Origin of the sequence: Sulfuricella sp. (assembly GCA_041651995.1) — a bacterium.
In the GTDB taxonomy this organism is placed as follows: domain Bacteria; phylum Pseudomonadota; class Gammaproteobacteria; order Burkholderiales; family Sulfuricellaceae; genus Sulfurimicrobium.
The window spans coordinates 306,627-316,424 of the sequence record JBAZID010000002.1 but is presented as its reverse complement, the minus strand read 5'-3'; the positions used below and the strand labels follow the sequence as shown (position 1 = coordinate 316,424).

The window sequence follows — 9,798 nt, the reverse complement described above, 5'->3', positions numbered from 1 at the left end:
CCCACACTTATTGGCTGTATCTTGTTAAAGAACGTTTACTTCTCTTCCCCGCCGTAGCGAGAGGTGCGCATTATACAGATCCAGAACACCCTGTCAAATCGTTTTTACAACTCTTCGACCTGTTTCGCCGCGCTGTTCTGCAACGAAGGTGCGCATTATACAGAGCCTGAACACCGCGTCAAATCTTATTTTCCTGCCGATTTGCTTCGCTGCCCTGTTCTGCAACGAAGGTGCGCATTATACAGAGGCAAAACTGATGGTCAATGCCTTTGTGGCACATTTATCACGATAAAATCGTGGCGCTTTACAAGACAATCACTTACGCGCCATCGGCAAGTCAAACAATACTTACACGTGCAAATTTACGCTTGCCAACCTGCAGTACGACCGCCGCTCCTTTGGACAGAACAAGCGCTTTGTCGCTCACCTTCTCGCCATCAGCCTTGACGCCTCCCTGCTGAATCATGCGGATCGCCTCAGAGGTGCTGGCAGTCAAGTTAGCCTGCTTGAGTGCCTGAACTACAGACAGGCCATCACCTTCGGCTGGCAAATTGATCTCTGGCATATCATCAGGCATCGCCCCCTCCCGGAAACGCGCATCAAAATCAGCCAGCGCCCGGTCAGCCGCCACTCTGTCATGGAATCGGGCAATAATCTCTTGCGCAAACATTACCTTGATGTCGCGTGGATTCCGTCCTTCAGCCGTCTCTTTCTTCCACTGAGCTACGACATTCAATGGCTCAAACGACAGAAGCTCTATATAACGCCACATCAAGTCATCCGAAACCGACATCAGCTTGCCGAACATCTCATTGGGCGGCTCATGGATGCCTATATAGTTGCCGAGCGACTTCGACATCTTGTTTACGCCATCCAGCCCTTCCAGGATAGGCATGGTCAACACTACTTGCGGAGGCTGTCCATAATGCTTCTGCAGTTCCCTCCCGACCAGCAGGTTAAACTTCTGGTCAGTTCCGCCAAGCTCGACGTCCGCTTTCATGGCCACCGAGTCATAACCCTGAATCAGAGGATAAAGGAATTCATGGACTGCAATGGGCTGGCCAGACGTATAACGCTTATGAAAATCATCCCGTTCCAGCATGCGGGCAACTGTATGTTTTGCCGCCAAACCGATCAAATCAGCCGCGCTCATTTCACCCATCCAGCTGGAGTTGAACATCACCAGCGTCTTTTCCGGGTCGAGAATCTTGAAAATCTGCTGCTCGTAGGTTCGAGCGTTCTCGATCACCTCGTCGCGCGTCAAGGGCTTGCGTGTTACATTCTTGCCGGTTGGATCGCCAATCATTCCGGTAAAATCGCCGATCAGGAACATCGCTTCGTGGCCCATTTCCTGGAACTGCCGCATCTTATTTAGCAATACCGTGTGCCCAAGATGCAGATCCGGAGCTGTCGGATCAAAACCCGCCTTGACTCTTAGTGGCCGGCCTGTCGACAACTTTTCAATCAGCTCCTGCTCCAGCAAGAGTTCCTCGCATCCTCTTTTGATAATCTGAAGCGACTCTTTGATTTGACTCATTACGTTTCACCAATCCGGGAAATTTTAACTTCTCGCCACTTGTGTTTTTTGTTAAGCTTCGCGCTGACTTAAAAAAACCACACAGGCAACATGTTGAATAATAAAGACCGCATTCTATCGCAAAAGCTTTTTCAGTCCGAACGAAAAATCCGCCTTCGCTGGCTTGTTGGGGTCTCCGCCCTGCCGTTGTTCGGCGTTGTAGCCGCCTTTGGTATCGCGCCGGATACTGAAGTGCAGCAACACATAACCACACGCACGGTGATTGAAGCACTGGCTCTGCCGGCAATGCAGTCTGAAGCAGGAAAAAATGAGTCTTTCTGGCGAGAAGAACGCATCCAGCGCGGTGACACGGCCGGGGCCCTTCTGAATCGTCTGGATGTAAACAGTGCAGATGCGCAATCTTTTCTGAGAGAGGCTCAACACGCACAAGCACTACGCCAGTTAAAACCGGGCAAGACCATTCAAGCCCTGACGAATCAAGATGGTGAATTATTATCGCTACGCTACCACTTTGGTGGCGATAATATATTGCTGGTGGAAAAACAGGGCGATCATTTCAAGTCAAGCGAACAGGCACTGCCACTGGAACGCAAGGTTGAAATGAAATCCGGCCTGATTACCAGTTCCCTGTTCGCTGCCACTGACGATGCGAATATGCCGGACGCTGTTGCCATTCAAATAGCAGATATTTTTTCGACCGATATCGACTTCCACCGCGATTTGCAGCGGGGTGACAAATTCACTGTTGCCTATGAAGCCTTTTACAACAAAGGTGAGCTAGTCAAATCAGGTCAAATTCTGGCTGCAGAATTCGTCAATAACGGTAAAACTTACCGCACTGTTTATTTCCGGAGTCAGGATGGCCGTGGAGGGTACTACACTCCAGAAGGCAAAAATCTGCGCAAGGCCTTTCTGCGGTCCCCGCTTGAATTCTCGCGTATCTCCTCGGGCTTTTCCAAAGCCCGGTACCACCCCGTCCTGAAGGAGTGGCGTGCGCACAAAGGCGTTGATTACGCCGCGCCCACCGGCACCCGTGTCAAATCCACTGCGGATGGATCAGTGGCTTTTGCCGGCCGGCAGAATGGTTATGGCAACCTCGTTGTCATCAAACACCAAGGCAACCACGAAACGGTTTACGGTCATCTGTCCGGTTTTGCGAAAGGATTGCGCAAGGGGCAACGCGTAAGTCAGGGCGATGTAATTGGTTACGTTGGCATGACCGGACTCGCAACCGGCCCTCACCTGCACTATGAATTCAAGGTCGCGGGCTTACAACGCAACCCCCTATCGACCGAAGTGCCAGTTGCTTTCCCCATCGCAGCCAGCCAGAAGGGAGAGTTTGATCGCTACACTCAGCCCCTGACTGCGCGCCTGGAGTTGCTGCACGGCACCAATCTGGCCGCGCTCGACTAAAACCCAAGCACCTGAACAGCGTGGACTCAACCAGGCTTTATATCGGACTGATGTCCGGCACCAGCCTGGATGGTGTCGACGCCGCGCTTATCCAGTTTGACTCCTCCGGCTTTCACTTTGTGGAAGCCGTTTTTCATTCGTTTGAGCCGTCGTTGAAAAATGCGCTTCTGGCCCTTAACCTCACAGGGGAAAACGAGTTACTGCGAGCTGCCCAGGCAGGGAACATTCTGGCAAGCTGTTACGCAGCCGCGGTTTCCGATCTTTTGAGTCAGGCCAAACTGTCTTCTGGCGCCATTAGCGCCATTGGCTGCCACGGCCAGACCATCCGTCACCGCCCGGAACTGGGTGTTACCATTCAAATCGGCAATGCTTCACTGCTGGCTGAGCTTACTGGCATTACCGTTATCGCAGATTTTCGCAACCGTGACATTGCCGCCGGCGGTCAGGGCGCTCCGCTTGTCCCGGCCTTCCATGCCGCAGCATTTCGCACACCGGATCTCAACCGGGTGATCGTTAACATTGGCGGCATCAGCAACCTGACCTGGCTCCCATCAACGGGCACCATCACCGGTTTCGACTGTGGCCCCGGCAATCTGCTGCTCGATGCCTGGATCCAGATAAATCTGGGTACACCTTTTGATCGAGATGGCGCCTGGTCTGCCAGCGGCAAGGTCCTTCCCGGGCTGAAGCAGACCATGCTTGCTCACCCATTTTTCGCTGCCCCCCCCCCCAAGAGCACCGGACGAGACATGTTTCACCTCGAATGGCTGAAGCCCCTGCTCCCCCCCCGGCATGACCCCGAAGACATCCAGGCAACCTTGTTGGAAGTAACTGCATGTGCAATTGCTGATTCCATCAGTCGATACTGTCCTGGTGCAAATGAAATTTTTCTGTGTGGCGGTGGCGCTCACAACAGCGCCCTCAGAAAACGGCTATCAGAATTATTTCCGAATCTGAAATTATCACTCACCGACACTCTGGGCATTGATGCGGACTGGGTTGAAGCCGCAGCATTTGCCTGGCTGGCATATCAGACGCAGCACGGACTACCGGGAAATCTGCCGGCAGTAACAGGCGCAAAAGGGCCACGAATCCTGGGGGCAATCTACCCGGCATAAAATAAGCAAAGGGGCCGAAGCCCCTTTGCTTGTGTCAGAAAAACGATGGCTCAGGATGAAAAAGAGGATCCACAACCGCAGGTCGTGGTTGCATTGGGATTCTTGATCACGAACTGCGCCCCGTTAAGGCCCTCACTGTAGTCGATCTCGGCGCCTGCCAGATACTGGAAGCTCATCGGGTCGATCAACAGTGTCACGCCATTTTTTTCAACTACGGTATCATCTTCATTGGTGACCTCATCAAATGTGAAGCCATACTGAAATCCGGAACAGCCACCACCAGAGACAAAAACGCGCAGCTTCAGGTCTGCACTGCCCTCTTCCTCGATCAGGCTCTTGACCTTGGCCGCAGCATTATCGGTAAAATTCAATGGACTCGGCATTTCAGTGACTGCGTTCATGGTTGCGCTCCTAAGAAATTATCTTAAATATCGTATTCTGCTAAGCTATAGCGATTTAGTCAACTACTATTGAGCCGGCAACAGCTTTCGGCGATGGCAACGCCAATTTTTCCTGGTGCACCAGTTTGCCCTCGACAACGGCACCCACATGCATCTCTAATGTTTTGTAGTAAACATCCCCTGAGACTCTGGATTTTGACTGAAGTTCGACATACTCGGAAACATGCACCGGCCCTGCAATCGTGCCATTGACCACCAGGTGAGAAACCTCGATTACCCCCTCGACCCGCGCCTGCTCTGAAAGTACCAGCGTGCTAGCCTGCCCGGCCTCAGCCCGGACGTTACCAATCACTTCACCATCAACACGCAAACCGCCGGAAAATGAAATATCGCCCTCAATCCTGGTACCGTGAGCAATCAGGCTATCAATCCGGCTTTGTGGTTTCGTGCTCTTTTTACCAAACATAAACGCCCCTAGTCATTTCAAGACAAACTTACCAACTTGCTTAGTTTTAGCTGGGATGACCCTTCGCTGAAAATACGCGCCTCAACACTCGTGACCACCAAGCCCGGAGCAAGCTGAAAATCCCCCTCGATACTCTGATAGGACTTCAGATTGATCTTGAATTTATCATCCTCCACCGTATTGCCCGGGAAAACCAGCACATGCTTCCCGCCACCATCCTGAGCCTTCACCACAAGCTGAAGACGGCCGCGAAAAACGCGCTCTTTTTGCCCCGCCTGAACCACTAGCAGTTGAAAGTGGTAATAGCCGGAGCGCGCATTTTTCACCGTAAAACGCTGGATGTTCAGCGCGCCGGAACGATCGGTCGAACTCATTCCGCGAATGAAAGCCAGTTCTTCCCTGAGCGTGGCATTCTCTTCCTGCAGAGCACCAAGATCACGCTCCAGGCTTTTCTGCGCTTCCGTGTCAATCTGGGTATGCCGGTCATATTTAACCCGAGCTGACCGAAGCAGCGCGTTCTCAGTTTCAAGCTGCCTGATCCTGACCTTCAACTGCTCAACACCTTCCCCGGAGGCCTCACGTTCTGAGCCGGCCAGATCCCCGTCGGCAACATAAAGCCGCCAGACCAGCGCCACGACAACTCCCAGAGCAATAATCACAAACGCGCCACGCCAGTACCACGCCAAGTGAGAACGCACTGCCACCCGGCGCAAGGCCATATGGTACTTACGTCTCCTGGCGCGTAGAAAACTCATGGCAAGATGGGAATCTGCTGCAACCCGGTCGACTCTGGCAACCCAAATAGAATATTCATGTTTTGTACCGCCTGCCCTGCCGCGCCTTTGACCAGGTTGTCAATGACAGACAGGATCACGACCGTATCGCCGCCTTGCGGACGGTGTACCGCGATGCGGCAGAAATTGGCTGATCGCACCGAACGGGTCTCTGGGTGGCTTCCGGCAGGCATCACATCGGCAAAATATTCATTGGCATAGCGCTCTTCATATAGCGCCTGAATATCCACATCCTTGTTCAGCCGGGCGTAAAGCGTGGCATGGATACCCCGAATCAAAGGGGTCAAGTGAGGCACAAATGTCAGACCGACCGGAGAACCGGCCCGGAGCGACAGACCCTGAACAATCTCCGGCAAATGGCGATGGCCTGCGACGCCATAGGCCTTGAAGTTATCCGATGCCTCGCTATATAGAGCATGAACCTCCGCCTTGCGCCCGGCGCCTGAAACACCCGATTTGCAATCTGCGACCAAGCCATCAAGCTCGATAACCCCTGCTTCAATCAGTGGCAGAAAGCCAAGCTGGACAGCCGTTGGATAGCAGCCTGGATTGGCAATCACACGAGCACCAGGAATTTCTCCCCGATTGATTTCCGGCAAGGCATACACGGCTTCCTCAACCAGATCCGGGCAGGCATGTTGCATGCCATACCACCTTTCCCACACGGAAATATCCTTGATGCGGAAATCCGCTGCCAGGTCGATTACCTTCACCCCGGCATCCACAAGGGTCTTGGCCTGCTGCATGGCAACGCCGTTGGGCGTGGCGAAAAACACCACATCGCACTGATGCAGGGGCGCTTCGGCCGGATCTTGAAATTTCAGGTTTACGCGCCCACGCAGGTTGGGGAACATGTCGCTCACCGCCATCCCGGCTTCCTTGCGCGAGGTAATGGCTTCAAGTTTCGCCTCGGGGTGTTGCGCCAGCAAACGCAACAACTCCACACCGGTATATCCGGTACCTCCTACAATACCCACCTTGATCATTGCAAACCCCACTCACGGAAAGGGATTAATCATAAAAGGGTGCCCCCGCTTAGGCAACCCAAAAGGCAATAAAAAAGCCGCCCGAAGGCGGCTTTTTAGGCACACAAACGCGATTAACGCTTGGAGAATTGCTTGCGACGGCGCGCTTTGCGCAAACCGACTTTTTTACGCTCAACTTCACGAGCATCGCGAGTCACCAGACCAGCCTTGGAGAGTGCGCTCTTCAGATCAGTGTCGTAGTCGATCAGGGCACGCGTAATACCATGACGTATCGCGCCAGCTTGGCCAGACTCGCCGCCACCTGCCACGTTGACCATAATGTCAAAAGAAGTGAGGTTATTGGTCAATTCCAGCGGCTGGCGAACGACCATGCGGCCAGTTTCACGGGAAAAGAAAACGTCCACTGGCTTGCCGTTGACGACAATGTTGCCCGAACCGGACTTCAAGAACACGCGTGCGACCGAGCTCTTGCGGCGGCCGGTACCATAGTTGTAATTACCGATCATGGCGATTCCTTAGATTTCCAATGCCTTAGGTTGTTGCGCGATATGCTGATGCTCAGGACCACTGTAGCACTTGAGTTTCTTCAGCATGGCGTAACCCAGCGGGCCTTTTGGCAGCATGCCCTTGACGGCTTTCTCGAGCACTCGGCCGGGGAAACGCTGCTGCATTTTAGTAAAGTTGGTGGTGTAAAGACCGCCAGGGTATCCAGTGTGCCGATGGTAGAGCTTGTCTTCGGCCTTGGCACCCGTTACCCGCAGTTTTTCAACGTTCACGACCACGATATAATCGCCCGTGTCCACGTGCGGCGTGTATTCAGCCTTGTGTTTACCGCGCAAACGCGATGCAATTTCACTAGCCAGACGCCCCAAAACTTTATCCGTGGCGTCAACCAGGAACCAGTCACGCTTGACTTCGTGCGGTTTTGCAGAAAAAGTTTTCATGCAGAAATCCAGTTGTTCGAATAGAGAAAGGGGCGCATTTTAAGGCAGATCACACACGCATGTCAAACAAAAATCCTTATTCTTAACATGAGCATTCAGATTCGGGCATCCCAATCTGATAACATGCTGTTTATTCAATCTAAGCCATCCAGAAATTCCGCACTGAAAGGACACACATGAAGGCACGCATCAAATGGGCTGGAGAAGCCAGCTTCATCGGCGAAAGCGAAAGCGGTCACGCAATCGTGATGGATGGCCCGCCTGACATGGGAGGGCGCAATATCGGGCCGCGCCCCATGGAACTACTGCTACTTGGGACGGGTGGCTGCACTTCTTTCGATGTGGTTCACATCCTGAAAAAAAGCCGCCAGCAGGTCACCGATTGCATTGCCGAAATCGATGCCGAACGCGCCACAACCGACCCCAAGATATTTACCAGGATTCACATCCACTTCATCGTCAGCGGATTAAACCTGAAAGCAGAGCTGGTTGAGCGCGCAGTAAAACTTTCTGCCGAGAAATACTGCTCAGCCTCCATCATGCTTGGAAAAAGCGCCGAAATAACGCATGACTTCGAGATTGTTGAGCCGTCTTGACCGCCATGCATGTGCATTGCAAATTCGACCAGCATCCCCTAAACTGGCCGAAAATCCAACGAGCTCCAGTTAATATGCTGTTTTTTAAACGTAAAATACCACTTGTTCATGGCGCTGTGGCCCTGCTGACACTTCTTTTTGTGTCCGCCTCACATGCCGAGATTTACAAGCATGTTGACGCCCAGGGACGCGTGACTTATTCGAACGTGCCGATAAAGGGCGCCACAAAACTCAATCTTGAGCCTCTGACTACTGTGCCGGGACCGCGCGCCAAGACCAGCGCCCCTACGCCGGCCAGTTTTCCCAAGGTGGACAGCGACACCCAGAAAAAACGCGATGATACCCGGCGCAAAATTCTGGAGGAAGAACTGGCTACCGAAGAAAAGCTGCTGGCTGATGCCGCCAAAAAGCAATCAAAGGAAGAGATCGATCTCCACGAGAAAAATGTCTCCGCGCTCAAAAAAGAGCTATCCAGCCTGAAGTGATTCCCCCGCCATTTCTCGGCCTTGAACACCTGTCCACGGCAGTTCTCTTGCTGGATGGGGGAGGACTGATCCTTTATGCCAACCCATCAGCTGAGAATCTGTTCGAAGTTAGCCTGAACCATATTTGCGGCCACAATTTGAAGCAGGTTTTCGGCGCTGATAGCCCGCTTGTTTCCGCTGTCGAGCAAATCCTCCCCGGCAATACCAGCTTTACCGAGCATGAACTCACTTTAAGCACCCCCAGCCACGCTCTCCTTTCCGTCAGCTGCACGTTCACACCCGTGGAAGCCGGCACCGTTCGCCTTATTCTGGAATTCCATCAGATCGACAAGCAGCTGAAAATCGCCAGGGAAGAGCGGATGCTGCTGCAACAGCAGGCCAACCAGGAACTGGTGCGCAACCTGGCCCATGAAATCAAGAACCCGTTGGGGGGGCTGCGCGGAGCGGCGCAGTTGCTGGAACTGGAGCTCCCCAAGCCGGAACTGAAGGAATATACCCAGGTCATCATCAAGGAAGCGGACCGCTTGCGCTCGCTGATGGACCGCCTGCTCACACCGCACCGCCCGCCTCAATATCGCATGGTGAACATCCATGAAGTGCTGGAACGGGTTCGCAGCCTGTTGCTGGCCGAGCATTCTCAAGGAATCACCATCCGGCGTGATTACGACACCAGCCTGCCGGATATTTACGCCGACCAGGAACAGCTGATTCAGGTTGCGCTCAATATCAGCCGCAATGCCGCTCAAGCCATGCAGGGCCGGGGAGAAATCACACTGCGTACGCGCATTGCCCGCCAGGTCACGCTAGCAAAAAAGCGCTACCGGCTTGCTCTACTGATCCAGATTATCGACAACGGTCCGGGCGTGCCGGAAAGTATCCGCGAAAAAATCTTCTATCCCCTGGTATCAGGCCGCGATGGCGGCAGCGGCCTGGGGCTGACGCTGGCCCAATCGTTTGTGGCCCAACACCATGGCTCCATCGAATGCGACAGCAAACCCGGGCGTACCTGCTTTACAATACTGCTGCCGGTGACCGAGACCACAACCCATTCCTGAAAT

Annotated in this window: 12 protein-coding genes; 5 read left to right on the top strand and 7 right to left on the bottom strand. The window is 53.4% G+C overall.

What is annotated here, in order from left to right; all coding sequences use genetic code 11:
- Positions 1-337: 337 nt before the first annotated feature.
- Positions 338-1,537, bottom strand: coding sequence for a tyrosine--tRNA ligase (gene tyrS / locus WC392_06320; GenBank protein MFA5241980.1), 1,200 nt, complete (start codon positions 1,535-1,537; stop codon positions 338-340).
- 90 nt (positions 1,538-1,627) lie between these two features.
- Here tyrS and WC392_06315 point away from each other — a divergent pair, with 90 nt between their 5' ends.
- Both WC392_06315 and WC392_06310 read left to right on the top strand, forming a co-directional pair.
- On the top strand, positions 1,628-2,950 hold the full coding sequence (locus WC392_06315; protein ID MFA5241979.1) for a peptidoglycan DD-metalloendopeptidase family protein: 1,323 nt from the start codon (positions 1,628-1,630) through the stop codon (positions 2,948-2,950).
- A 20-nt stretch (positions 2,951-2,970) separates the two neighbouring features.
- Positions 2,971-4,068, top strand: a complete 1,098-nt coding sequence (locus WC392_06310; GenBank protein ID MFA5241978.1) for an anhydro-N-acetylmuramic acid kinase — start codon at positions 2,971-2,973, stop codon at positions 4,066-4,068.
- Positions 4,069-4,118: 50 nt separating this feature from the next.
- On the opposite strand, the gene erpA is transcribed toward WC392_06310, so the two are convergent.
- The 6 genes from erpA to rplM all read right to left on the bottom strand — a co-directional run bounded on the left by erpA (position 4,119) and on the right by rplM (position 7,659).
- The gene (erpA, locus tag WC392_06305; GenBank protein ID MFA5241977.1) at positions 4,119-4,469 is read right to left on the bottom strand and encodes an iron-sulfur cluster insertion protein ErpA; all 351 of its coding nucleotides are present in this window, start codon (positions 4,467-4,469) and stop codon (positions 4,119-4,121) included.
- 55 nt (positions 4,470-4,524) lie between these two features.
- Positions 4,525-4,935 carry a polymer-forming cytoskeletal protein gene (locus tag WC392_06300; GenBank protein MFA5241976.1) on the bottom strand — a complete coding sequence of 137 codons (411 nt, stop codon included), beginning with the start codon at positions 4,933-4,935 and terminating at the stop codon, positions 4,525-4,527.
- Positions 4,936-4,952: 17 nt separating this feature from the next.
- Entirely contained in the window at positions 4,953-5,690 is a 738-nt protein-coding gene (locus WC392_06295; GenBank protein MFA5241975.1) for a DUF6776 family protein, read from the bottom strand.
- On the bottom strand, positions 5,687-6,715 hold the full coding sequence (gene argC / locus WC392_06290) for an N-acetyl-gamma-glutamyl-phosphate reductase (protein ID MFA5241974.1): 1,029 nt from the start codon (positions 6,713-6,715) through the stop codon (positions 5,687-5,689). The genes WC392_06295 and argC overlap by 4 nt, the downstream gene beginning before the upstream one ends.
- A gap of 113 nt (positions 6,716-6,828) precedes the next feature.
- Positions 6,829-7,221, bottom strand: a complete 393-nt coding sequence (gene rpsI, locus WC392_06285; protein MFA5241973.1) for a 30S ribosomal protein S9 — start codon at positions 7,219-7,221, stop codon at positions 6,829-6,831.
- Between the two features lie 9 nt (positions 7,222-7,230).
- Positions 7,231-7,659 (bottom strand): 50S ribosomal protein L13, encoded by a 429-nt coding sequence (rplM, locus tag WC392_06280; protein ID MFA5241972.1) that lies wholly within the window; start codon positions 7,657-7,659, stop codon positions 7,231-7,233.
- Positions 7,660-7,835: 176 nt separating this feature from the next.
- Here rplM and WC392_06275 point away from each other — a divergent pair, with 176 nt between their 5' ends.
- From WC392_06275 to glnL, 3 genes are read left to right on the top strand one after another with little or no spacing between them, the layout of a single operon-like run.
- Positions 7,836-8,255 (top strand): OsmC family protein, encoded by a 420-nt coding sequence (locus WC392_06275; GenBank protein ID MFA5241971.1) that lies wholly within the window; start codon positions 7,836-7,838, stop codon positions 8,253-8,255.
- A gap of 5 nt (positions 8,256-8,260) precedes the next feature.
- Entirely contained in the window at positions 8,261-8,740 is a 480-nt protein-coding gene (locus WC392_06270; protein ID MFA5241970.1) for a DUF4124 domain-containing protein, read from the top strand.
- Positions 8,737-9,795 carry a nitrogen regulation protein NR(II) gene (glnL, locus tag WC392_06265; GenBank protein ID MFA5241969.1) on the top strand — a complete coding sequence of 353 codons (1,059 nt, stop codon included), beginning with the start codon at positions 8,737-8,739 and terminating at the stop codon, positions 9,793-9,795. The genes WC392_06270 and glnL overlap by 4 nt, the downstream gene beginning before the upstream one ends.
- Positions 9,796-9,798 lie beyond the last annotated feature (3 nt).

Excerpts from the sequence above, each read along its gene's own strand:
- tyrS (MFA5241980.1), bottom strand. The coding sequence starts at position 1,537 with ATGAGTCAAATCAAAGAGTCGCTTCAGATTATCAAAAGAGGATGCGAG.
- WC392_06315 (MFA5241979.1), top strand. The coding sequence starts at position 1,628 with ATGTTGAATAATAAAGACCGCATTCTATCGCAAAAGCTTTTTCAGTCC.
- erpA (MFA5241977.1), bottom strand. The coding sequence starts at position 4,469 with ATGAACGCAGTCACTGAAATGCCGAGTCCATTGAATTTTACCGATAAT.
- WC392_06300 (MFA5241976.1), bottom strand. The coding sequence starts at position 4,935 with ATGTTTGGTAAAAAGAGCACGAAACCACAAAGCCGGATTGATAGCCTG.
- WC392_06295 (MFA5241975.1), bottom strand. The coding sequence starts at position 5,690 with ATGAGTTTTCTACGCGCCAGGAGACGTAAGTACCATATGGCCTTGCGC.
- argC (MFA5241974.1), bottom strand. The coding sequence starts at position 6,715 with ATGATCAAGGTGGGTATTGTAGGAGGTACCGGATATACCGGTGTGGAG.
- rpsI (MFA5241973.1), bottom strand. The coding sequence starts at position 7,221 with ATGATCGGTAATTACAACTATGGTACCGGCCGCCGCAAGAGCTCGGTC.
- rplM (MFA5241972.1), bottom strand. The coding sequence starts at position 7,659 with ATGAAAACTTTTTCTGCAAAACCGCACGAAGTCAAGCGTGACTGGTTC.
- WC392_06275 (MFA5241971.1), top strand. The coding sequence starts at position 7,836 with ATGAAGGCACGCATCAAATGGGCTGGAGAAGCCAGCTTCATCGGCGAA.
- WC392_06270 (MFA5241970.1), top strand. The coding sequence starts at position 8,261 with ATGCATGTGCATTGCAAATTCGACCAGCATCCCCTAAACTGGCCGAAA.